The sequence below is a fragment of the Pseudomonas sp. Emmai genome, assembly GCF_055179735.1.
This window is the reverse complement of sequence record NZ_CM143685.1, coordinates 4,819,272-4,843,305: the sequence shown is the minus strand read 5'-3', so window position 1 is coordinate 4,843,305 and position 24,034 is coordinate 4,819,272. Positions and strand designations below refer to the sequence as shown.

At 54.9% G+C, this 24,034-nt stretch carries 20 protein-coding genes and 2 pseudogenes; 11 read left to right on the top strand and 11 right to left on the bottom strand.

Features of this window, described 5'->3' with window-relative positions; genetic code table 11:
- The first annotated feature begins 50 nt into the window (after positions 1–50).
- The 4 genes from ACY4LX_RS22390 (at position 51) to ACY4LX_RS22375 (ending at position 4,106) form a co-directional block, all read left to right on the top strand.
- On the top strand, positions 51–485 hold the full coding sequence (locus ACY4LX_RS22390; protein ID WP_463257891.1) for a hypothetical protein: 435 nt from the start codon (positions 51–53) through the stop codon (positions 483–485).
- A 62-nt stretch (positions 486–547) separates the two neighbouring features.
- On the top strand, positions 548–2,782 hold the full coding sequence (locus ACY4LX_RS22385) for a nuclease-related domain-containing protein (RefSeq protein WP_463257890.1): 2,235 nt from the start codon (positions 548–550) through the stop codon (positions 2,780–2,782).
- Between the two features lie 276 nt (positions 2,783–3,058).
- Positions 3,059–3,370, top strand: coding sequence for a BPSL0761 family protein (locus ACY4LX_RS22380; RefSeq protein ID WP_463257889.1), 312 nt, complete (start codon positions 3,059–3,061; stop codon positions 3,368–3,370).
- Between the two features lie 559 nt (positions 3,371–3,929).
- Complete coding sequence (locus ACY4LX_RS22375; RefSeq protein ID WP_463257888.1) at positions 3,930–4,106, top strand: hypothetical protein; 177 nt, start codon at positions 3,930–3,932, stop codon at positions 4,104–4,106.
- Positions 4,107–4,397: 291 nt separating this feature from the next.
- On the opposite strand, the gene ACY4LX_RS22370 is transcribed toward ACY4LX_RS22375, so the two are convergent.
- A complete protein-coding gene (locus ACY4LX_RS22370) occupies positions 4,398–5,267 on the bottom strand; it encodes a hypothetical protein (RefSeq protein ID WP_463257887.1) in 870 nt (289 codons plus the stop codon).
- Positions 5,268–5,379: 112 nt separating this feature from the next.
- A complete protein-coding gene (locus ACY4LX_RS22365) occupies positions 5,380–5,748 on the bottom strand; it encodes a DUF4160 domain-containing protein (protein ID WP_203418045.1) in 369 nt (122 codons plus the stop codon).
- 187 nt (positions 5,749–5,935) lie between these two features.
- Between ACY4LX_RS22365 and ACY4LX_RS22360 the strand changes: the two are divergent.
- Positions 5,936–6,202: pseudogene (locus ACY4LX_RS22360) on the top strand (LexA family protein); the annotation flags it as partial.
- A pseudogene (locus ACY4LX_RS22355) lies at positions 6,195–6,658 on the top strand (Y-family DNA polymerase); the annotation flags it as partial. The pseudogenes ACY4LX_RS22360 and ACY4LX_RS22355, both read left to right, overlap by 8 nt.
- Positions 6,659–6,744: 86 nt before the next feature.
- On the opposite strand, the gene ACY4LX_RS22350 reads toward ACY4LX_RS22355, so the two are convergent.
- Genes ACY4LX_RS22350 through ACY4LX_RS22335 form a run of 4 tightly spaced genes read right to left on the bottom strand, consistent with a single transcriptional unit; the run spans position 6,745 to position 12,312 of the window.
- Complete coding sequence (locus ACY4LX_RS22350) at positions 6,745–9,525, bottom strand: hypothetical protein (RefSeq protein ID WP_463257886.1); 2,781 nt, start codon at positions 9,523–9,525, stop codon at positions 6,745–6,747.
- Positions 9,522–10,604 (bottom strand): hypothetical protein, encoded by a 1,083-nt coding sequence (locus ACY4LX_RS22345; protein WP_463257885.1) that lies wholly within the window; start codon positions 10,602–10,604, stop codon positions 9,522–9,524. The genes ACY4LX_RS22350 and ACY4LX_RS22345 overlap by 4 nt, the downstream gene beginning before the upstream one ends.
- 1 nt (position 10,605) lies before the next feature.
- Entirely contained in the window at positions 10,606–11,625 is a 1,020-nt protein-coding gene (locus ACY4LX_RS22340; RefSeq protein ID WP_463257884.1) for a trypsin-like serine peptidase, read from the bottom strand.
- Between the two features lie 24 nt (positions 11,626–11,649).
- Positions 11,650–12,312, bottom strand: a complete 663-nt coding sequence (locus ACY4LX_RS22335; RefSeq protein WP_463257883.1) for a hypothetical protein — start codon at positions 12,310–12,312, stop codon at positions 11,650–11,652.
- A 104-nt stretch (positions 12,313–12,416) separates the two neighbouring features.
- Between ACY4LX_RS22335 and ACY4LX_RS22330 the strand changes: the two genes are divergently transcribed.
- Entirely contained in the window at positions 12,417–13,520 is a 1,104-nt protein-coding gene (locus ACY4LX_RS22330) for a hypothetical protein (protein WP_463257882.1), read from the top strand.
- A gap of 52 nt (positions 13,521–13,572) precedes the next feature.
- A complete protein-coding gene (locus ACY4LX_RS22325) occupies positions 13,573–14,187 on the top strand; it encodes a DUF1353 domain-containing protein (protein WP_463257881.1) in 615 nt (204 codons plus the stop codon).
- Positions 14,188–14,460: 273 nt separating this feature from the next.
- On the opposite strand, the gene ACY4LX_RS22320 is transcribed toward ACY4LX_RS22325, so the two are convergent.
- Complete coding sequence (locus tag ACY4LX_RS22320) at positions 14,461–14,763, bottom strand: hypothetical protein (RefSeq protein ID WP_463260633.1); 303 nt, start codon at positions 14,761–14,763, stop codon at positions 14,461–14,463.
- A gap of 124 nt (positions 14,764–14,887) precedes the next feature.
- On the opposite strand from ACY4LX_RS22320, the gene ACY4LX_RS22315 reads away from it, so the two are divergent.
- The 3 genes from ACY4LX_RS22315 (at position 14,888) to ACY4LX_RS22305 (ending at position 18,741) form a co-directional block, all read left to right on the top strand.
- Entirely contained in the window at positions 14,888–15,937 is a 1,050-nt protein-coding gene (locus ACY4LX_RS22315; protein ID WP_463257880.1) for a glycosaminoglycan attachment site, read from the top strand.
- 768 nt (positions 15,938–16,705) lie between these two features.
- Entirely contained in the window at positions 16,706–17,257 is a 552-nt protein-coding gene (locus tag ACY4LX_RS22310; protein WP_463257879.1) for a hypothetical protein, read from the top strand.
- A 296-nt stretch (positions 17,258–17,553) separates the two neighbouring features.
- Entirely contained in the window at positions 17,554–18,741 is a 1,188-nt protein-coding gene (locus tag ACY4LX_RS22305) for an HNH endonuclease (RefSeq protein WP_463257878.1), read from the top strand.
- Positions 18,742–18,890: 149 nt separating this feature from the next.
- Here the strand turns inward: ACY4LX_RS22305 and ACY4LX_RS22300 are convergent, their stop codons facing one another.
- Genes ACY4LX_RS22300 through ACY4LX_RS22285 form a run of 4 tightly spaced genes read right to left on the bottom strand, consistent with a single transcriptional unit; the run spans position 18,891 to position 24,032 of the window.
- A complete protein-coding gene (locus ACY4LX_RS22300; protein ID WP_463257877.1) occupies positions 18,891–19,337 on the bottom strand; it encodes a TetR family transcriptional regulator in 447 nt (148 codons plus the stop codon).
- A complete protein-coding gene (locus ACY4LX_RS22295) occupies positions 19,334–21,211 on the bottom strand; it encodes a site-specific integrase (protein WP_463257876.1) in 1,878 nt (625 codons plus the stop codon). Before ACY4LX_RS22295 ends, ACY4LX_RS22300 begins: the two co-directional genes overlap by 4 nt.
- The gene (locus tag ACY4LX_RS22290; protein WP_463257875.1) at positions 21,208–22,887 is read right to left on the bottom strand and encodes a hypothetical protein; all 1,680 of its coding nucleotides are present in this window, start codon (positions 22,885–22,887) and stop codon (positions 21,208–21,210) included. Before ACY4LX_RS22290 ends, ACY4LX_RS22295 begins: the two co-directional genes overlap by 4 nt.
- Positions 22,887–24,032: a tyrosine-type recombinase/integrase gene (locus ACY4LX_RS22285; protein ID WP_463257874.1), complete on the bottom strand. Its 1,146-nt coding sequence runs from the start codon at positions 24,030–24,032 to the stop codon at positions 22,887–22,889. Before ACY4LX_RS22285 ends, ACY4LX_RS22290 begins: the two co-directional genes overlap by 1 nt.
- Between the last annotated feature and the right edge of the window lie 2 nt (positions 24,033–24,034).

The following is a 24,034-nucleotide window of genomic DNA, read 5'->3' as shown; positions in this document are numbered from 1 at the left end:
ATTGGGTTGAATCCTGATCTGATGAATGGTTATGACTGTGCGTCACCCAAATGTTCGCCTATACAAAAGCGCCACCACTGCCAAATAAAGCCGTAATCGACCTCCGTCATGAGATTGCGCATGCGGGGGACGACAACAAACACAACCGCATTCAAGACATCGACCACGCTAGGGTTAAGGTTTGGTTGACAGCTCTCGAGGACCTCGTCAAGGCGATGGACGAAATCATCTGCCTTAAAATTCCGACTCCGGTAGCTAGGGCTGCAAACCTCCGTGCGATCGTGGTGGCTCCCCAGCCCGACGAGGGGGTAGATGATGCCCCAGTAGTCCTTGGCGAACATGAAGCAGAAGTAGAAGAGGCGGAAGAGGCGGTAGAAGGCCTCGCTCAGATTTTTAATGTGCTAGACGAAGACGCTGCTGACGAGCTCGAAGAGCACTACCTTGACCGCGCTGTATTGGAAGAAGGGGGATTCAACGATGCGTAAAAACAGATATCGGCTTGGTTGCTCGCCAGTGAACGACAATCAGTCGATGGAACCGGTAAGTGATGAATGATGAAGCAGACTCGGCGTTGGGATGGATCATTCACCCTTATAGCCATATAAACCGTGATCAGCTAAAGGCGAAGCTTGTTGCCGAAGGCGCAGAAAGCCTAAGGAAACTGCCAGAGCTGTGCGAAGAGATCCGCGGGATGCTGCAACGCAGTTACCCGCTTCACTTGCTTGCGGTTTTGGCAGGTTATGGACTGCAATCTACGGTTACTTCCGAGGGTGTCTCTCCTGGACGGATAATGTCAGGGATCGAGCAGCATCATGTCGAGCTATTGCAGGCACTCATGCTAACTGTGCCGCGCGATCAATGGGGGCAACTCCCCGCTAAAGCTGACGAAATTCAGCAAATGATTGATAGGCTGGGAGAGCTCGCGGACGCATTCTACCGCTCGCGTTTTCTAGCGCTAGCTAAGGAAGCTGATGCTGAGCAGCGTGCCGTGCTATTGCTTCAGGAGCGCTTGAGGGGACATACCCAGTTCGTGCGAAATTGGGGCTACCATTGTTCGGTAGTGGAAATTTCGCGCGAACTCTACGGCGCGTTGGACAGCGAGCTTAACGCGGCTTACGGTTTCGGCGCGACGGAGTTGATCGATCTCGCTCAGGCCATGCTCGTTTGTACTGAGGGACAGGCTTCAGAACGCTTCGTGATGCTCGGACGCGTTACCCGTTGCCAAACCCGCACCGAGATGGTCCAAACCTATTTTCGGGAGTGTGCCTCTGTCCAAGGCGATCCCGAGGAGTTTCTGCGTCAACTTCCGGAAGAGGTTGGGCACGAACAGCTGGCCTGCATACTGATGGCTCATGCGGACTTGCAGCTTCCAGCGCTTGCCACCGTTGATCTCGATCGTATGGCGCATGCGGTTTCACGTGACCGTGATGTTGTAGTGCGAGTGCTGGAGCGGTTGTCCCTGACACCAGGGAGCTTGAGCTCCGACGACATACCTAAGTTTTTCATGGGCAATCCGGTGTGGGGCGCGCCCTGTGTTAAGGACGGCTCGGCGTACTTTTTTCCGATGCCCCAACTGGTGTTCAGCCACGTCCATTGCGTCATGCGTTCATTGCTTAGTGCCTTGAAACCATCCGCCTTGGAAAAACTTGCTCGAACGCGTGCTAGTTATCTTGAAGGGAAAGTTTCCAGCCTGCTGCGAAAGGCATTTCCCATGGCCCGCCTCAGCGCGGGGATCACGTGGTCAGTGGGGGAGGATCGTTACGAGACTGATCTGCTATTGATAATTGACCGCACAGTATTGATCGTTGAGGCAAAGTCAGCCTCATTGACAGCACAGGGGCTGCGCGGCGCCCCGGATCGGGTGAAGCGCCATGTGCAGGAGCTGCTCGTCGATCCAGCCGTGCAGTCGGATCGATTGGCGCATTTCATCCGCGAAGCGAGCAGTGGCGACGTTGCCAGCCAGCAAATCCTAGATCAGCTAGGGATTGATGGTAAAGCCATAGACCGGGTAATCCGGCTTTCGGTGACGCTTGATGACTTCTCGATCCTGGCCAGTTGCGAAGCGGAGTTGAAAGGGGCGGGGTGGGTTCCCAGTGACTTAGAACTCGCGCCGACGTTGAATCTTGCGGACTTGGGCTGCGTCGTGGATATCCTTGAGGAGCCCGCATTCATCCTGCATTACCTGTCGAATCGCGGCCATGTGCAACGTTCGACTGGTCTGCTCGGCGATGAGTTGGATTATCTCGGGTTCTACCTTCAGACCGCATTTGGCATGCCGGAGGTAGAACGCACCGACGCGATATTTACCATTGCGGGGATGTCTGCTCCGATCGATCACTTTTACAACAGCCACGACGCAGGGGTAAGTGTACCTAAACCGCCGCTTCAATTGCCCGAAACACTTCGACTAATGATCTTGGAGGTCCAGCGGCGCGCTGGCCGAGGCTGGGCGACGGTTAGCCTCGCACTACTCGACATCGCTTACAACGCAGCGGACGGTTTGGACGAGGAGCTGATAGCGCTCAAACTTGGGGTTTTAGCTAACCCTCATGACCCGCTACAGCCTCGTGGGCTTGCCATCCTACCTCCCTCCTACAGCGATACTTTGGTTGCTTTCTATGTTTTTCCAGAAGTGCTGTCGGCCAGCCGCGGCGAAGCGGCTGGACAATTTGCCAATGACCTCCTGGAGGCGACTGGGAAAACACGTTGCGTTGTAGTTGGCCGTATGATCGAGGAATGGCATCGCCCATATCAGTTCACTGCCATGGTCTACAGAGCATGAATGGGCGTCGGCTTCAATCTGCGGACTAGATTCGTCGCGTGGCATGCTCTCGCAATATGTACCGTCAACCCTAGCTTCTTTGGCGCAATCGAAGCTGTTTTCCTTACCTACTCAACTAATGGAACCCTACGGAAAATGATAGTGAGGTTCAGACGCGCTGAATAAACGCTGATCTCTCGGTGGACCCATCACATTGAGTAAGATGTTTTTCTGTTGCATAGGATTGTTGAAGGGACCCGTCTCCTTGCAGACGTCCGTAGAATTGAGAGTTTTGTTATGACGATGATTCATGAACGTACCCGCAGCGTTGTACAAACCGAGAAGTTCCTGCGCGATATAGTTAGGGATAAAACCCTGCCAGCACCTTTGCGTCTTCAGGCAGAGGGGCTTCTGCGGCATTACCCAACAGCGGATGATATCTGGCTTGCTGGCAAGCTAGAGGCACGGCGCAGAACACTGCTGCTCCTTCTAGAGGAGCAACTAGGTTCTCTACCTACGGAGCTAGGTCTTTGGTTGGTGCAGGAGCCACTGTTTTGTGATTCCGGCCCAGATTTTGATACGGCCAGCAAACCAATTTTGCGGAAGTGATTGCGGAGTATCCACACCTAATGTGCGATTCGTTTCCGGACGCTATGCAGTAGGTGAAATTTCCTTAATTCCGGTTTCTGTGGGAAGCAAAGGGCTTTGCCCCCTCCCAAACTAAGCGCTCAGCAAGCCCTTGCGGGGATTACCACCTATTTTCAGCCTTGGACTTCGACTCAGCGAACAAACCCCTTGGTTTGTGTGGAGCACCCGCTAGGTGAAAAGCTCCGCAATTCCGGGTCATGAGCGGCAAGGGCTCTTTGGCCCTCGCAAAATAGGGCAGAGCAAGCCATTGCGGAGAATTAGCACTTAGCCCCAACCTGGACCAAAGGCCGATGAGTCCGGTCTTTATTTGCATGAAACACCCACTAGGTGAAAGGCTCCGCAATTCCGCATCAAGGGCGTTGATGGCCTTTGACCTGGAAAAAAGCAAAGCAATTCATTACGGAGGATTAGCACCTAGTTCGAACTTGGACCAAGGCCGATGCGTCCGGTCTTTTGCCTTGCGTGAAACACTCACTAGGTGAAAAGCTCCGCAGTTCCCGTTTTCCAAGATGAGAAGTCCATGAAAGGTCGTCGCAAACTGAAAACAGCAAAATGGCACTTAATCGCTCAGTTCAGGACGGAGGCTCTAGAGGCAGTGCGCAACAGTGCGAGCGTACAGAAAAAATGGCTCCGCAATGCTGTTGAAAAAGGAAAGAATGAGGAACCAATTGGGTGGCTTGCCGGCCCCCCGCGTTGAGCCTTATGAGCATCCTCGGGCTTCCTACACCTCTGCGCAACTTGCTCGCCGTCATGGCCGTCTGCCGATAGCCCTACAACCTGCTAATGAGCGCTGACAGATAGCTCCAATAGCATTTCGCTGGTAATCCAGCAGTTTCCAGACGAAGCTTACAGCAGTGGCGTTTTGACTCGCGATCCTGGCGAACGGGCGTCGTAATTAAGGAGTACACATGGCAAGTGTGACGATATGGCTTTCATAAAGCGTCCGACAGTGGCCATGAAGTTGGCCTCTGTCGAGATTTCGTCGGCATTAGTCCAGAGAGAACGCGTTCAACCCCCTGAAGGTGTTCGCTGGGAATCTATTGTTAACTAACGGTCCCAGCCCCAGTGCGGCGTGGATATACTGGTCGATCCAATGCAGCGCCTCGGCCACAGCCTTTGCACAGTCCGCGTTAGACTTGTTAGGGAAGCTTTTGATAGATAGCGTCCCCTCGTGAACGAGATCATTCCGCATATTTCTAAAATCCGCGCTGAGCGCTGACAATGCGAAACGAGTCGCCGCGAATTGGATTCTTTGGTTAAAGCTTTTGAGAGTTTGCCCAGCAGTTGTGCCGGTTCTGTTTGCGGTCGCCGCAATGATTTCAAGCAATGTCGCGGTGCTTAAGCAGAGGTCCTCCATCGACCAACATGCGACCGCATCGATCCAGTGATGCACCAGAAGCCGATCCTTCTCCGCAAGCCCCGTCGAAGGGTGATTACGTACGAAGGCCTCAACTCGTTCGGTGAATTCTTGCGGGGTGGTGACTGCAGCATCAACTCCTTGCATTGCGCGTGGGCGTGGAAAATGTGGGCCAACTTCCACAAATGTGCACTCAGAATGCGGAAGCGATCTCGTGATCGCGACGCTGGCCCCGGTGAGATAGCTTGCCGCGAGGCAGATGGGTACCAATTCGTCACACACTGCGTCCAGAGCGGCTGAGCGGCCAGACTGACCGACGACGACATTAGTCATGAGGCAATATGTCTCCCCAATTTGACCTTGTTCGATCGCTTGTTTTACCTCGGCATAGCGAGATTCTCGCTCTAAATGCCAGATGCCCGAAGGGGTCTTGAGTTCAAGCTCCTCAGGGTCTCCAGGAATGATGAGGTTACACAAGCGAAAACCGAGATATTCAGACATCAAAGCTCCTTGTATTCTTCTGTTTGAGGGCGTAAGGGGATTCTTGTGAGGATGGCTATCCGCAAATAAGCCCAGCTCATGGTTTGATCATCTTAGCGAGTGACGCTGCTGCTTATTTTGCCGCTTTGAGCTCAGCTAAAATTAACTCGTGCGGCTCGCCACGCTTCATTGCGTCCCAGAGCGAGTTGAGCTTTACCTGATGCTGGATGATCCAGGCCTTGACGTCTCTGTCGTACTTAGCAGGCATCCGACCCACCATGCGTTCTCCATTATCAACAGCAAAGCTTGCAGCATGGCGCTCTCTACCGTAATCGATATGTACATGCGCCCTAGCGTGATGATCAGCCTCCATTCTGATTGTGAGCCGCTGAAGCTTTTTGATCGCCATCTCGACGAAATCGCCGCCACGACTCGGACTCATCAGCATGTCCGTGAAAGCCAAATCGTCTTGCAGCTTTCTAGCTTCCTTCCCCATTTCCATTCAGCGTCTCCATTCGTTCCATTGGGTTGTGCAATCGAGCGAAGCGGAGGATGCCATTAGCTAGCGTAATAATCATCCTAGGCTGGCGCGTTTTAGCGATTGTGATAGGCCGAAACTGGCCGATTCTGTTGAAAAAGTCAGCTTCGATTTCCAAGGCAGAAAAGTACGCGTCTGAGATTGAAATGTAGTGGTCTCTATTGCAGGTGACAGCATGCAGGGTGCTGGGATCTTTGACGGTGACCTGGCGATCGTCGACCGTGCGCTGGAGGCTGGCCACAACGACATCGTGGTCGCATTGTTAAACAACGAACCTATTTGCAAGCGGCTGTGCAAGCGCGGCACTCAGATGATCCTGCTCTCAGAGAATCCGAAATACCCGCCACGATACGTTCTCGAAGGAGATGAGCTATCCATCTGGGGTGTGATCACCAGTAGCGTGCGTAGCCATGGCTAAACAGCTGGAGCCAGCGTTTGCGCTGGTTGATTGCAACAGCTTCTACGCCAGTTGCGCGCGTGTGTTTCGACCTGATTTAGCGCGTGTGCCCATCGTCGTGCTGAGCAACAACGACGGTTGTGTGAATCCCCGCAGCTATGACGCCAAACCGTTCGTGAAAATGGGCGAGCCGTACTTTCAGATCAGGCACAAGCTCAAGCACCACGGCATCGTTCCTTTCTCCTCAAACTACGCGCTGTATGGCGACATGAGTGGGCGCGTGATGACGCTGATCGAGTCAATGGTGTCGGCGGTGGAGGCCTACAGCATCGACGAAGCCTTTGCTGATTTGACGGGTATCTCGAACCTGAATGCGCTCGGGCGTCGGATTCGTAGCCAGGTGCTGGTATTCCCGTCAGAGTAGGAATCGCCCACGGGCAGGCTGTCAGCACGATCCTTCCCATACGCAACAAGCGCCGGTGTAACGGTCAACGAGGTCGTCTTCGATACAACCTCGCGAAACGCTGCCGACCACAGTGGGATCGGCGGTCCGTTATGTGTGCTTAAGTCGTTCGCCCCACGGCGCGCGCGATGGTCCAATCGACCTCGTCCCGCATCAGCTCGATCACGCGGCCCTTTTCATCGCCATAGATACGATTCGACAGAACGGTTGAAAACTCCCGCAGCGAGGCCGCTTGAAAACCGAAGCCGTGAGCGATTTCACCTAGCCGAGCGGGACGCTCAGCCAGGCCGGGGAAGGCCTCGCCAGTTCGAACCAGATCGGCGAATATGCGAAACAGCTCTTCTGGGACGACATGCCCGGACTCAGGTTCGGAAAGCTCGGCTACCATCTCCCTCGCTTCAACTGCACGGCGGGAGAGGCCAGGCAAAATGGTTCTGGCGAGGGACAGAGTCTCATCGATCAGCCTCGCGCGGCTGCTTTTGAACGCTGCGAAATGGCGGATGTCGTCCTGTTTGCGAGCGGTGCGAAGCGCCCCGATCCGTGCCGCCACCGCTATGTGGATCGATTCCTCATCGTTCGTTGGCGCAACATCGATGGCTGCCTGCCAGCTTTCAAAGGCCTCTGGCAGCTGGCCAAGTCCTTCGAGCACACCACCTGCGGTATTCGACACTGACGCCAGGACCGCTGGCGGCGCGTCGCCCGTGGCGATAAGGTTCGCGGCACCCGCCAGCAAGTCGGCCAACCTCCCCCGGCTCAGCAATGCTTCGGCATATAGGTCAGCAAGGCTGCCGCGCATGCGGTCGACGCCAAAGTTGGCGAGTGTGTTCATGGGGTCTGCGCCGTCCGCTACTGCCTGAAGCTCTCGGCGTACGACCTCGCGCAACTCGACGTCAGCGCTGCTCGCCGTGACTGCGGCCCTTGCCGCAGTCACCGAAGCGCCGCCAAGACGCCGGCGTACATAGGTGCGGGATTGAGGGGGCAACTCTTCGAGCGAGTTGCGTAGTGCCGCGCCGGCCACCGCGATCCAACGAGCGTCGAGTTCGGCAGCGCCCTGTCCCAGCCTGAGACGATGGTACAGCTCTTCGGTTCGTGAAATGAAATCGTCGTTCTTGGCGTAAAACGCGATTGCGGCTTCATTGATCCGTCTGGCAACCGTTTCGTCGATCGTTGTATCCAGATCTGGCAGCATCAATGCGCGGACGTCGGCCCGATGCCAGAGCGCATCGGGGTCTGGATCGCCGCGGTTCACCGAGAATAACTGCCCTTCGTTTCTAGCCTTCCACATCAGTTCTTTCGCGAGGTCTTCTGATTCACCAATCTCGCATGGGCCCGCCAATATCCGTGTGATCACATCCGACGTCAGGCGCCGGACGAGTAGCCCAGGGCGCGCGACTTTGGCCAGATCCTTGTCGCGGACTCGCTTCAGGACCCGATCATACAGGCTTGCTTGTATGCGCTCCTTGTCATCGCGAAGACTCTTCGCCCAATGCTTGGGATCGAAGGCTTCCTTGTCCTTTTCCATCAGGGAGATCGCAAGCCGAAGGGCGAGTGGTGAACAACCGACCGTGGCGATCACTCGATCGAGCGCAGTGTCGTCCAGCACGATCCCGGACCTCATCGCCTCATTGGTCAGATAAGCTCTGGCCTCGCTGTCAGAAAATTGCGCGAGGTTAATAACGAGCGTTAGCCTCTCCACGATCTGTCTAACGGATGGGAAGCTTCTTGATACACAGATGATGAACGGTTGCGTCCCTCCTTGCTCCAACTGCTCGGCGATATGGAAAACGCTGTTGGCGGCTTCATCATCCCAACCCAATATCTGCTCCATGCTGTCGAAGATGAGCAGTATTCGGGGAGAAGCCTCAGCAGACTGACGATTGAAAATATGGGCCAATTCGGTGATCTGACCGCCACGCCCACGAAAGTTGCGGGTCGAACGAGAGTAAGATTGCGATTCTAATCCGTAGCTGAACGAATCTGACTCACTGTCCAACAGTTTGTCGAGCTTCGCCGGCGCAACCCAACGTCTCGCTTGCCGCATCAACTCGTTCGTAAGCGCATCGAGGCTTGAAGAGTCGCTACCGCCTTGGAGATCCCGACGATCAAAGTCGAAATGGAAGACGGCCGACAGTTGCTGGTTTGTCTTGTGATGAAGAACCTTATTAACGGCCCGCCGCAAGCTTGGCCATACAGAACTTGACGATGGGTCGGGCTCGCTATCGAGCAAGTCGCTGACAAAACGGCTAACCAGCAATGACTTGCCCGTACCGCCAGGCCCTTCGATCGCGACGCCTCTGGCTTGATTCCACCAGAGCTGGTGCAGAATCTGGAGGTCCGTCTCCCGCCCGACGAAGCGATGCAGGTCGGCCCCGCCCAAGGCGAGCATGAGATCGAGCCGCTGAACCTTGCTGTCCAACTCCGCTTCAGTAATGCCTGGGCGCGCGCCTGCGGCTACTGCACAGCCGGTAGCCACGCGCAGAGCTGTCAACTGCCCTCGGTCATGCATGTCGACCGCCATTTGCTCGCCGTCGAGCATCGCGCGCAGCATTCGCTCGAACGGCGTGAGGCCAGTCTCAGAGACGGCGTGCAGCGCTGTCTGAGCAAGTTTCACGCCCAAGCCTTCCAGTGCGCGTTTGCGTAGCTGGCTCGGAAGGCGGAGCGCATCGGCACCGTCGCTGGTAAACGCGGGCGTGGCGGCATCCTGGATCGCAAGTGAGGTCATCAGTGCTGCCTGGCGCAATTTCGCGTCAGCTTCGTCGTGCTTGTTGAACCATAGCGCCAACAGGTCGCCAGCGCGGAAGCTCTCGCGCACCGCCGCCGCTGCCCAAAGTTCGCGAGTGGGGTCAGCCGTATTTCTGATTGCCGCATCCAGCTCTTTCATGCTCCCACCTCGATCCGCAAATCGACGAGTTTGGCGAACACCTCGCGACAAAGGTCAGGGCCACTAAATTGATGCGCGAGCGCTTGCGCGGCACCGATGCGCTGGTCGAGATCGACCTGCTGAAGAGTTCTGCGCCCCAGCTTGTTCAGTTCGATGGCCGCGTCGCGGATTTCGCTGTCGCTAAACGGCGTAAGCAGCTCTTCTTGTGTCGTGCGGCCGGGATCCTCCGGCTCTGTTATCGCGTCCGGCCCGAGCAGGAAGATCACACAGTTGTCGAACGTACCATCCAGCCGCTCCCGGCACAAAAGCGACACGAACCTTTTCACCTCGGGTCGCAGATCGCGGTCGAGGCTGTCGAAGACCAACCAGTAGGGTTTGCTCCAACTGTGTGCAGCTCGAGCAAGACAGCCAGCGAGCTCTTCGGCGAAGCGAGCAGCCAACGTTTCCGAGGTGACCCCGTCTGTTGTCGGCTTCATGGCATCGGTGATCTTTAAATTCCGTACCAGCGTATTGAACAGGACATCGAGCGTTTGATTTGCAAGCGTAGCGCTCACCAGGTCAAACTTAAGCGCCTCGGCGCCCCCTGTATTCTTCGCTACATGTTTGATCAGGTACCAGCTGTGGCTGCGTCCCGACCCGCGCCCGCCAGCTACCTTAATGATGCGGACACTGGTCCACGCCAAATTCGCATGGTTCATGGCGTCCTTCAAGTATCGACGGAGCACGCTCCGATTGACAATCGGCAGGCCTTCCACGAGCCGCGCATCTGAAGGACAACCTAATCGCTCGATCGCGACCTGAGCGGCGGCAATTCGTGCTGTGGCTTCTTTCAGCACGACGACCTCCGAACTTTGTCCAGCCTGTACGATCAATGCTTTCAGCAACCCTAGAAGCCCCCGCCCATCGCGCTTGATCCAGCCTATGAATTCGGCAACGACCGACTCGATCGGCAGCGTAATTGCGCAGAAATCGGCGATTCTCGGGCCGCCATTGAGCACCAGAAAAGCATCGAAACGCGTCTGATCGAATCGGAGTAGCACGGCAACCAGTGCTTCGCGTTCGGCGGGCAGCAAGTCCATCTCACACCTCCACATTCTTCAAGCGCGCATCGGCGAGGATTGCGCCCAATGGAACCCCTTCATTGTACGGCAGGCTCGCTGTCCCGTCGCTCTGACCAGCATGATGGATGCCGATCAGACGCAGTGCTCCATCGAATACAGGTGCACCAGAAGAGCCGTGCTCGGTATTTACGCTATGGCGAAAGCGCGTTGCGCCGAGGTCGAGCACGGACCCGAGGTCGATCTTCATTGGTTGGCCGCCGGGGTGCTGAAGCACCAGCACGCCGGTATTTCTCGTGATGGCGGAGGGGCCCGAGATGTCGACCCGACCACGCGGATCGCCGCCCGGTACGAGGGGCTCGCTCGCCAGCTTCCCATCAAGCTTGAGGATCGCATAATCGAGCGCACCAAAATCGCTGGCCATGGGGCCGACGACCAGATCTGCTGCGGCGTGGGGACTGGAGGCGAGGAGGGTTCTGGCTATTACGTTCAGCGCGGGCGTCGTATAACCAGCGCCGTTGGTCTTGTAGTCGAACCGGCACGTCACCGGGCCGGTCAATTTGCCGTCGGTGCCCAGTTTGGAGGCTATTACGTGATGATTGGTTATTACTAGATCTTCGGCGATCAGGGTTCCGGTGCCGAACTCAGTTCCCGTGTCGACTTGGCAAATCGCCGCTTGAAGGGACGCCAGCTTGCAGCGGAAGGCGTCGACGTCCTGATAAGGCGACTCCGGTCGAATCAGGACTTCCAATTCCGCGTTTGCCGGCGTTATGACAAAGCCCATGCTGTCGGCAATCAGGTCGAACTCCACCACGCTTGGTCGCGCATCCCGCGCTGCCGCAACCAGTTGCTCGGTAATGTTCCGTTGCTGGAAATATTGATTAACGTTGATAATCTGCGTTTGCCAGTGCAACTGTGCATTGGTGAGCCTCTGATAGGGGAAGCCGAATCGGTGCAGGAGCAAGGATTCCATGTCTGGCTGAGTGAAACTGTCGTCCAGCGCTTTTAAAAACATGCCCAGCATCGGATGTTCAAGCCGCATAGCCCCTCCTGGATAGCAATATCACTAGCGGCGACGAGTACCTTCAGGGTCACCGTCGTTGTTAACTGCACCAGATTGTGTCAACGCTTGGGCCGCAGCTGTCGGCACCTTGGACGGTAACAACCAAGCGTTGGTCGAATCGTAGTGCATTTTAGTTGGCATCACCGACACATGGATGTGGTGGTCATGCGGATTGGCGCCGGTATAGGGCCGCCATGCCCATGGCGGTTGTCCACCCTTCGCCTCGGAGGCGCAGATTCGCCGGTTCCAGATCATGTACTTGATTCGCGGGTCGCGGCTGGCGCGCAGCAGATCCGAGAGCTCATTGCAGTCGCAGCCATGTGCCGGATCGTGAGTAAAGTCGCGCGCGGTAACCACGCCGACGCCGCTGTCGACGATCCAAGGGTTGTGATCCGAACTGCCCGACGCATGGGCGGCATCGCCAATCGCGCCATCGCTCGACTTGCTTCGACGGGGCGCCCACTCATTAATCTGCTTTAAAAGCGTATCGAGCGAACGCGCGACGCGCCAACTCTTCACACCCGCCTCCAGCCCGCCCCTCGAAATCGGTGGCGCGTCGGGGTCATTGTGCATGTCGCCTTTATTATCGGCCGAGCCAATAGCTTGCGCTTTCTCGACCTCCGGGATTTCCCCGATCCGATGGATAGTTTCCTGATCGTCAGTCACCGCCGCATCCTTGTAATGAGTTAGCTATTTCTTGTGATTAATTGCTTTCATTAAAACCCGCATCAATACTCGTACAACTATTGACAAAGCCAGGGACATTCGCAATGAGCGTCTACCGAATATATGGCGATAAGCTATTAAGCAACAAAGAATATGCAGAAACCTTAGTCGAAGCTGCCAATAGCAAACTGGAACTGAAAGATTTTCTGACGAATGTCGGCGCCGACGTCGCGTTCGGTGCAACTTCAGCGCTCGAAACTACGCCGAGCGCCGCCGCCACGCGGTTCGAGCCTATTGGCCTTGGCAAGCCGTTGACTATACTCATCCGCGAAATCTATACGGGTCGCTATCCGACTCGGGGCTTTCTCGGCAGCAGCACCAAGCCCATGGCAGTGGTCACGGGGCTCAAAGACTATTCCGTCTTTGCTGCGACGACCCGCGCGGTGAACTTCCTGTTGAGAGAGGTTGAGCCCCGCACCCGGTTTAAGGTGCCGCCTGCATTCACCGACGGTACCAATGTGGTGGCCTATTCGCCGGCCGTGCTGACCGACTCTTTCCATTTCACTGTCGAGATCGCTTTTGACAAATTCGATGAGGGCCTGTTCGACGTAGTCTCGAAGGGGCTTGCCACCGCAGCCGGTATTCCACTGCTCATGCCCGCAGCTGGCTACCTGCTGGCCGCAAGCAGCCTGGTCAAGCTGGGCGCAAGCTTCGCCGATGGTTTGGTCGACGGCAACGCTTCCTTCTCGGTCACGGACAGTTTCGACTTCAACTTGCCCGGCGTCCCAGTACCGGCGGCAGACTTCCGCGTCCTGTGCCATTTCGATGCCAGCGCAATGACCTACGACCCGGCACGCGGCCTGCTCAACCGTAACGGCACGGTCTATGACGGCGACGAGCCCTATGTAGTAATCAGCCTCGACGGCGCGGTGCGTAAGAGTCTCGAGTCCTTCGCTAACGCCGTCGCCACGGCCGGTATAATGAAGCAATTTTTCAACTTGCGTGACGGCGCCGAAGTCTTGTCCACGTCACTGATCGATGCGATGAAACTCGCCAGTGACATGAAGTATCGCGGGCAGGCGGTGGATTTGCAGAAGCAGGTCGGATCGGCTGCGGAGGCAGACAAACATGCGCTACAGGCCCGGCTGGACGCGCTGAACAAGAATATCCTGAATGAAGAACTCAGGGTCAGGACTGGACCGAAGTAATACGGTCTTCCTACCTGTTACCTGCCGATTTCAACGAAATGGACTTGCGATCATGAACACGAAACCAACCCAGCCCTTCACGGATTTCGACGTAGCCGTCGGCTACGTCGGCAGCCTACTTGCCAAACAGTCCGAAGGGGGGCTCGAGGCGTTTGTCGGCTACGGTAGCTATGACGGGATACCCGCACAGATCGAACTGGACGACAATGGCCGCAGCGCACGACTACTGCGCGCGATCACCTATCACAGCCCCAAGACAGTGAACTGGCCGGTACCTGTCAACGCTTGGCTCGACGGTGCATCTATTCCCCGCATCTTCTGGACGTTCATCGGCGGGCCATTCGAGGGCAAATATCGCGCTGCTTCGATCGTTCACGACCATTTTTGCATCACCAAGGCCCGCAGTTGGCGCGAAACACACCTCATGTTCCACGACGCGATGCGCTGCAGCGGCGTTGGCAAAGTCCAGGCCACTGTAATGTACTACGCCGTTTATCGCTTCGGTCCGCGGTGGGATGAGCCAGGATTGGAGTCGCACACTAGTACACCAGATGATATTAGCGGAGCAAATGCGGAGTCATTCGTCCAGGATGCCTCACGTATTATCGCCGACGAATTAGGGCCCGAAGCTGCATCCGAGCTTGCGGATGCGCATAGGGTTCAGTGACGCATAACCTTTAGATTTGTGTGGCGCCGCCGTCGACGAACAGTTCGCTTCCGTTGACGAAGCTGCTGTCTTTCCGAAGCTAGAAACAGCGCAGCGGCCGCTATTTCGGACGGATTGTTGGCGCTGATTGAAAACTGCCCCCCCCAACACTCAGCCCAGATACTGGCTGTAGGCCAGTCGTCGTTACCTGTATAACGCTGCCTATTTGAAGGTTCGAATAACTCGCAACAAATAGTGGCCAGACGGATGCAGTTACACACCTGTGAGGTCGACCTATGCGTGCGACTTCCTTGAAGCCAGTGCGACCACCTTATGGTCGCTTATCTTAGCCTTGAGGACACGGTTCTCGTCCAGTAACACCTCGTTGACTGAAGCGAGACTGGCGACCTTCGCTCGCAGTTCGTAGGCAGCGGACTTCTTTCGTTCGGCCATCAAGTCTTGTCGCTTCAAATCTCGCATCGCGCGACTGGAGCGCCCCTGAGTTTCGCGGATAGCCTCGGCAATGTTTGGATAGTAGTTGTGGATCACCGATACGATTTTAACCATGAGTGAAAGATTATGACCCAGCATTTCCATCAGGAAAGGATGGTCTTCGATCGCTTTTATCACCCCAAAAATCACGAAAAAGCGGGCTCCGCAGATCATCTAGCCTAAAATACGTGACTGACGTTGTCTTCGTTCATCGGGGGTCGTAGGACAAATGCTCAATCTTTTCGAGGCAAAATTCAGCAAGGATCGGCTCCACCCGATATTTACGCTGATATCGAGGCACCGTCATGCGCCAGAGCGGGAGGTTCTCAACAGGTGGGCCGAAGGATTCACGGATCGTGATGGCAAGTTTGTCGACGAATTTCAACTCACATTCGAAGCAGCGATGTGGGAGTTATACCTGCACGCCGTTTTGAAGGAGCTAGGCTGCACCACGGACATGAGTTTCCACGCCCCAGATTTCGTCGTCACCGGCCCGATTCCTTTAGCCATCGAAGCGACAATCGCCAAGCCTGCCCTCAACGGACAGCCAGCTTTTGGATTTGATGCCCTGGAAGCAATACCGAAAGATTTCGGGGAGCTAAACCACGAAGCAGCACTGAGGCTCTGCAACAGCATTTCGGCAAAGCACGAGAAATACAAGAGCCGCTACTCTAAATTGCCTCAGTCTCAAGACTTGCCATTCGTTATCGGCCTAGCCGCGTTTGACCGCCCATATGCCCACATGGCGGTAAACCGGCCGATCATGGCCGCGCTGTATGGCCACTACATTGATGAGTCCGACATCTACGAGGAGGATGGGAAGCAGCATTTGGGTCAATATCATGTCCAGGGGGCGATCAAGCCCAATGGCAGCACGGTCCCGATGGGCATTTTTTTAGACGATAGCCACGCAGACATTAGTGCGGTCATCTTTTCGCCAGTTGCCACATGGGGGAAGATCCGGGCTCTCGCAAAAAACACAGGGATCCCGGCAGTGTTCACTACACTGCATCCCATCGAAGGAAGCATCCACCCTGAACGTCGACAGCAACCGTCGAATCGATACGAAGAGCATCTTCTTGATGGCTTGTATGTATTTCATAACCCTTATGCAAAGAAACCTCTCGCCCCGTCAGTTTTCAACCATGAAAGGGTGGCTCAGTTCTGGCTGAAAGAGAGCGGCGAATACGAAATCATCTGTCCCGATGACTTTTTGTTGTACCGACAGATCATGTCTGTTACCACTTTTGAAGAAGGAGAAACACCACCGGGTCGTTGATGTGAACTTGCCTCTGCGCGGAAGAGTTCCAGCTTGATGTCGAACCGCGCTTCGAACCTCGCGATCCTAATCATTGCGCTATCGACTCCGGCCGTACGGTCAGCCTGTAAAGGCACCACATCAATGATCCGGCGTTCAGTTTTGAACAGATAGTTGGCGACATGAGCATGGAGCGCCGGGCCGCTGGATGCGGCTGTGTAACGTGCCTGTTGATCAGTCAGTGATAAAGGTTTCGTATCGTTTCAGGCAAGCCTCCTCATCGAGCAACTCAAGGCGCTCACGAATGATGTGAACATTCCTTTATAGATCACTCAATTGACCTGCTCATCAATCGGCACGCTGCTCTCCCAGCTCACGTCCAATCTGATGTTGTGGCTTCCACGGCTCAGCCATCGCGCCTGTGACCGGTTCCGCATCCATATAGCGAAGTATGCCAGCGGGCGTAACTCCTGCAGCCGCTTACCTTGAGTACCACATGGGTTGAGCTGCTGAAGAATATGACGCCGCGTGGGGAATGCAGCTGGTAGCCATTACTGGTCGATTACGGTTAGAAGCTCAACTGGTCAAGTCCCATGCAAATAGCTGGTCAGGTCCTATGCAAACAGCTGGTCAAGTCGGTGCAATTACCCAGAGGATGTGTGGGACCATCCGCGTCACCTACCGGCCTATCAAAAAACATTGGTAGGTCGCTGTGTCGATAATAACGGTGAGGCGCCTCAGGGCGAGGAACAGCTCGACACCCTCCACGTCGTCGTCGCGGCGTGCAATATGCTGAACAGAATTGGCGATGAGGACGTTCATTGGTTGTCCGCCGAAGGCCAGGAGTTTCCGACAGCCGTAGCGAAGTACATACACAGAGTCGCGTCCAATCTGCACTTATACGACGCATCACTACCCGATACTTTTCTTGATCCGCTTTTCGATTTCATTCGCGATACTAAATCGAATATCGCGACCTTAAATTACGACCGGCTTCTCTATGGAGCCCTTATCGACGCCGGTTTTATGGACGGCGGTTACAGGGGCCACCTGGTCGATGGCATGATAAACGGTGGATTCGGAGCGGAAACGCTTGAGCGTCGATACGGAAATGATTTCGGGTATTACCTGCACCTGCATGGATCTCCTCTTTTTTATGATGACAGGCGCGGTGCTGCTCGTAAGATGACGCGGGACATGTTAACCATGAATTCGGCGGAGATATCAAACCACATCGTCTTGACGCACGTTACCATAAACGATCCGTTATTGACGCCTCCGAAGTCCTTTCAACTTATTGGGATTACCTCCACGGTTGCTGCCATGAAGTGGAGGAAATAATTGTGTTTGGGTACTCGGGCGGCGATGTTCACCTCAATGAGGTGCTTGCGGCCTATGCCCGAACGGCAGCAATCAGGGTAGTGGAATGGCGTGGGGCTGGTACTCGAACGCAGCGTGAGCGATTTTGGGAAAGGATACTGCGTACTGAGCATTTCGATCTGATTCGGAAAGCCAACGTCCTCAACTTCACTGACTGGTGACAGATTCAGCCAAACGTTTGAATCGCGCCTTTTGGCTAGGTAGCGGGTTACGCTAGGAAGTAAGTTCGCCGGACAGTTAACGAGATTGGAAGTAGCATGAGTACCATGTTCAACACCCTTGTGAAAAAGGCTCCGAGGGCTTCGAAGTCCGGTGAGCCGTTAGGAGTAGGAAGTATGGATTGCTACCTGTGCAGTGAGACTCTGACGCCTCAAAACGATTCTGGCGAACACATCATCCCTAACTCAATTGGCGGGATACGTGAGGTTAAAGGCTTCATCTGTCGTGTGTGCAATGGTAAGGCCGGGGAGACTTGGGATACCGATTTAGCCAAGCAATTAAACATGCTGGCCTTGTTCTTCCGTGTCGTGCGTGACAGAGGCGAGAACCGTGCTGAGGTCATTGAGACGACTGCTGGCGAAAAGCTGATCTACGATAAGAATTCGTTGAAATTCTTCGCGCCAGAGATCAAGAAGGAAGTAAAGGAAGATGGCGTTCATTTTCAAATCAGCGCCAATGACATGAAGCAAGCCCGTCAGATCGTGACTGGCTTGAAACGCACCTATCCCACGCTGGATGTCGAGAAAACCTTGGCCAGCGCGGCAGCACAGCCCAAATACCCTGATGGGTATTTCCACTTCGAATTCAGCTTCGGCGGCCTGAGCGTTGGCAAGTCGTTCGTGAAAACGGCCCTAGCTCTGTTGTCTGCGAACGGTATCAACCCCAAGATCTGCGAGCGAGCGAACGCCTATATCTTCAATGATGGTGAACCGTGCTACGGCCACTACTACCACCATGACCTGCTCATCAACCGGCCAGTCGGTGTGCCCGTTCACTGCATCTGCGTGAGGGGCAACAAGGCCGCGCGGACGGTTCAAGCGTATCTGGAATATTTTGGCATCGTCCGAATCGTTATTTCATTGAGCGCAGATTATGAGGGTGATGATTTTAAGCATTCGTATGCGATAGACCCAACTAAAGGTCAGGAATTCTCTGTCGATTTCGACTTGGGTTTTGACGAATTAGAGGTTAGAAAAATCTATGAGTATCAGTTCTACGATTCGCAGGTAGCTTTGGACTGCCTGCACGCTGTCCTTCCTCATGAGATTCAGCGGCAGCAGGAGCAGCATCTAGAAGAGGTTTTTGCCAACTCGAGGAAGGCGATGGAGCGTCGTTTCGCAGGTAGCGACCACGTAGACCCTCACGAATTTATTGAAGCGTATGTAGAGAGTCTTACGCCCTACATCCATCATCTGGCCAATGCCGGGCGCATCAGACACAAATAGCCAAAAGGCGAGACTAGCGCTGGGGTGCATCGGCGACAGATTGCCTTTCTCGGTCACTTGCTTGACCGCTTCGATCTTGAATTCTTCAGGGTAACGCTGACAACCCATGGCACCTCCTATTTGGGCCTCATTATGAAGCTTGGAGGTGTCTAGGAAACCAGGGGCGATTCACTGCGCGGCACTGAGGAAGCCAGTTCAACCACATTTTTTGCTTTCAGCTTAGCCCTGAGCGCCTGGTTCTCGTCCAGCAGTACCTCATTGATGGATGCGATGCTGGCGAGCTTCGCCCGCAGGGCCTCAATTTCTTGACGGTAGCCTGCTGACTTTAACCGTTCGACGATCAGATCTTGATGTTTCACATCCCGCATAGCGCGGCTGGATCGCCCTTGCTTCTGCCGTATTGTCTCTGCAATTTCTGGGTAGTGATTGTGAATCAACGCCGTAGATACGCCGGCCTCGCGTGCAACGGCAGCGATGGTCAACTTGATTTCCTGGGTATGAGCCCGCCCCTTTTCTATACGGTAGATCGCTAGCTTGAGTTCCTTTTCTCGATCCACGGCAGGCTTGTAATTGGCTGTTTTGTCCTTATTCTTCAAGCGGTCAGATCCTCCGAAGGCATGCCCAACTGAACCAATACGTCTCGGCAGCGGTTCAGGTCGCGAATAACGCGCTGGCGACCTCCTTCTCCAATGTCTTTGCAGTGCTGCAGCCCTTTAAGCTCATCGTACAGTCTCTGGTAGATGGGCCCATGGGTACTCCCGATCACGGAGTGATCGCAACCACTGCAACGGGTACGCTCAAGGGTGTTGCCGACACAACCGTCGTTGTCTGCCGTACACCAGGCATGGCCATTGCTGCGGATCGCTGTGCTCTCAGAGATGGACTTCAGCATGGAGGCACGATCTTTGAAGATCAGCAGGTTTTCCGGTTCTCGTTGCCATCCCTTGATGGCGCGCCCGTAGCCCCCGGCTAGAGATTCATCTCCCATCCAGTTGTCGACGACGCCGAGCTTGATATCTTCCAACTCCCCTCGGATTTCCATGTACAGGTCAAGATCCAGATGCTGACCCCAGCCGTCATCCATGGCGTAACCCAATGTCATGTCCAGAGACCAGTGAGCGTAATGTTCCTTGAGGTAGCGCAGGTCGCCAAAGCGACTGTGTGCCGCGTAGTTAGCGAATTTGCGTCGAAATTGATGGCTGGCGAGTTTCCAGGTCAACCCACAATCTTTCGTAAACTCCTTGAGTTTGGTGTGCCAAGTATCATGGGAAAGCGTGCGAACTCGGTTATGCTCTTTTAAATCCATGCCCAAAAAGAGGGCGTGGCGATGTTGGTAAGCTTCTGCGATTTGGGGGTCGTGCGGGTTTACGCGACGTCGCTGGATGATTTCGTCGGCGATCATCGCTTGATAGGTGGCAGACCAGCGCTCCATGATGCGCAGAGCACGCACTGCGGCCTCCGGGATCATCCAGTCATGGATTCCTTCATCGGTCTTTTCAGACTCAGAACGCATCCAGTGATAAATGATGCCATTGTCGTCCTCAGTGCGGCGGTGCGCTCCCGACTGTAAGTTGGCCAGTTCGTGATTACGACAGCCTGAGGTACTCGCTAAGACTATGTAACAGGCCGTGCGAAGGGTTACCAGCGACTTGCTGAATGTTCTCAGTCCTCCCTCCCAGCCCATGTCATCCAAAAATCGATTTTTATTCCAAACTATACCTTTGGCAGTTAGGTGTTTATGCCTGGATTCGATAGCGTCCAAATCATCACGTAGGTCGAGCAATAGATTGCCACGCTCCACCTGTTGATGGGCATGCTCGAACAAGGTGCAGAACGCGTCATCGGGGATTAGAGGCGTTTTGCCCCCACTGACCATACCCATAGTTCCTGCCATTGCCTGTGCAGACGTGCCAGGCCATGGATGCTGCATCTGTTCACCGGTGTAGTGGCTTAGCTCATATATCGCCTCTACCGCATGGTAACGCCCACGTAACGTTTCTATCGTAAGCGGCTTACTAGATCTGGCGTGTCTATGAGCCTTGCAGGCCGCCACATAGGTTGCTGCGATCATAGATGTTACTGCACCTAAACGCTCAATCTTAAGCTTCTCTAGGTGCCGCAAGAATGGTAATGCAGCATTAAAGAATTCACGAATAGTCGCCCCTCTGGGTCGATCCGTACCGCTACGACCTCGTTTCATATAGCGATATAATATCGCCTTCATTACCGCTCGAAATGGCGGCGGCATAGTTCCGAAGTTCATCTGTCTCTTGTTTAGCGGAACATTGCTCGGCAAGCCTTCGAGTTGCCATATGTCATCGCCATAGCAGCTTAGGATCACCCATTGTCCATCGACTTGAGTTGCGGCGATGATCAGCTTGTCGCGCTCTGCGTCGGAAAGCTCCCGTACATCGTCAGGCTGAGTGGTGATGAGCGCCCAAGGCAGTTTTTCCGAAATGCTGTCACTCATGATAAGACCTCCAGGCTGGAGATGAGGTCAACTGACCAGAATGGGTGTGGTTCAGTACGGGCGCGCTCACGAGCAGCGTCAACAGCCGCAGCCTTGAAAGCGCCACGGCGCAGTCCCTCTGCAATGATGTAATGGTCGATGAGACGAGGGACATGTGCGTACTCCCTTGCCCAGCGGCGCTTGTCCATACGGGAGCGTTCAGTCAGCACGCGAAAATAGAAGCTGAAGAGCTTGTACAGGTCTTCGGCGGTTACTGCGTAGTGCTTACAGCGCAGGCAGTTCATGAAGTTCATGCAGGTTACGCCCTCGCGCTTTGGGGCGAACTGACCATTTACTGGGTCGCTACAACGACCCAGAGGAGTATCTTTGTAGGTGGTGCCGATGGTCACTGTTATCAGTTCCTGCACCAGCATTTCCCCCATGAACCGCCAATTTCGACGGGCATCCTCGCTGGGCGCTAGGTAGTTTTTGTCGGCTACCCGTTGAGTGTTACCCAGAGCAGCAGCGGTGGTCGCAAGATCTCCATCTGTTAGATCAAAGATGCGGTTTGCAAAGGTTTTTCGCAAACGGGAAATGTTGATGCGCAGTGGTTTTCCTTCGCTATCCTTCAGGCCGTATTCAGTGACAAGACGACTTATCCCTATATCCAATTGTCGAACTTGGAGCGCTAGGACTTGGCCTTCTGAGCTTTTGGCCCGGCTGCGGTACAGCCAAATACGGCCTTTGATGTCGTCCGGGGCTTCAGAATCCAAAGGTTCAGTTAAGACCATCACCCGACGGATCAGACGCTCCACGTTAACTCTGACGCTGGGCATGGATTCCAGCATACGCTCAGCTTTCGACTCAGCCCGCAAAGCTACTTTGCTGAAGTTGTAGCCACGCCGCTTCCACAACACCAGGAAGACGGTGTCGTCTTTGGGATGAGGGCGCAAGCAATTGCGGCCCATTTCCAGTAAGGGAATGGTATTGCGTCCGGTGTGCAGAGCTATGATCAACAGCGCATACACCAACATGTAGTTGGGCATAGGCGTGCCATCAATCCATATCGGCTTGATGGCTTGCCGCAACGCCGCCGCAAATTCTTGCCGCTCGCGCTTTGATAACGCTGTCTCGCCCTTAATCTTGCGGTTGATGTTTGGAAATGGATTACGAGGGAAGGTGGCCGTATCGCCAGAGGTGATCAAAGGGAAAAGGCCGCGCTGACCAAGGGCAACAAGCACCGACTTGTTTTTTGAATAACAGTTTCTCTGGTTGATCGTCGCTGTACCCAGTCGAGATAGGTGGCTGAGATAACCATCTATCAGCTCTCGGTTCACATCCGTCAGCGTCAAGTCACGCTCAAAAACCGTCGCCTGGAGCATGCAGTAGTCGAGGAAATACCGTAGCCCAGTGTTACAACAGCCCACCACGGTAGCAACCGACAGGTTGCCATCTTGCCCCGCTAGGAACCGCTCAATTTGACGCTGGCAGGCGTAAGTAATGGCATCAATCCCAGCTCCATACCATCGTGCGAAATCATAGCTTCGGTAGTTAGTCGAGTTACGCCCGAAATTGACCACAGTATTCTTTGGAGGGACGACCTCAGGCAAGATAACGACGTTGCCGGCCGTGTCTAGGTTGTGCTCGACCTGCGGAACGCTGAGATCAGTCTTGGTAAATACCTTGCGCTTCCCCATCAGGCTGCTCCTGCCATCTCATTCAACTCGTCGTCATAGGCAAGCACGGCCTCATCGGCCATTTCGTTGATCAGGTGCAGGTACACCATAGTTGTCTGAATTGAACTGTGGCCAAGTTGACGTTGCAGGAACACCAGGGGATCAAGTCCGTTCTGTGGGTTGCGCTGAAGGTTGACCAGAGTGTGAGTGGCGTAGGTGTGACGCAGCATGTGCGTATGGACTTCGATTCCTGCAAGCTTTCCGGTCTCGCTGATAATCCGGTTCAGGCTCTTGCCGGCACTGCCATAGGTTTCTCCGAGATGGTTGAGGAGGAGTGCCCTCTGATCCTTACCCAGAGACGTCCGCTCGCCGCGCACCTTGGACACGTAACGGTATAGTTCGGCCATGAACTTGCGACTGACCCAGATATCTCGCACCTTGCTACCCTTGGTCTCCATCCCGCTGCCGTCGAAAGGATCCAGTCGGATGCGAAGATTGCGTTCGGTTCGTCCAGCCTTGTCCGGGTCGAAAACGTACGCCACTGGGAAAGTCGCCAGTTCGTTACGACGCAGACCTGTGCGCAGCGCCAGCTGAATCATGATCCGATGATGTGAATTCTCCGTTGCTGCCAGAAGTGACTTGGCCTGGGCCATGCTCAGGAGCTTGGGTAGGGGCTTGTGACGTCGTGGCATCACGTCGTTCACCAGCGCTTTGCCTCCGCTGGCATCAACATGCTCAAGGAAGCCTGTTTCACGCTTCACGGTGCGCTCTTCGCGACCGAAAGGTAAGCGCTTCACCCAGCCTTTATCCAAGGCGAATTCGTAGAACTTGCAGATGTACGTCAGACGCTGGCGAGTAGTGTTGCGAGCCAGTCCGCACGTCACCAAGCAGTAGTCTCGGTAGGCAGCCACAAGGCTCTTGGCCTCTCCGCGATCTACGTCCCGCCAATCAAGATCATGGGCTTGCAGGAAGCTGAAGAAATCGTACAGTGCCCGTCCAGTGCTAGGCCAGGATTGCTTTGAACCGATGTCCCCGCGAAGGAGGTAGAAGCGGAAGAACTGATTGGCCTGGCTGCAACTCTCCATCGAGTCCCACAGCAGGATAGGAAACCCTTGGTAAGGTTGTCCGGCGATTACGAAATCCTTGGTGCCCCACACAAGCTCCATCT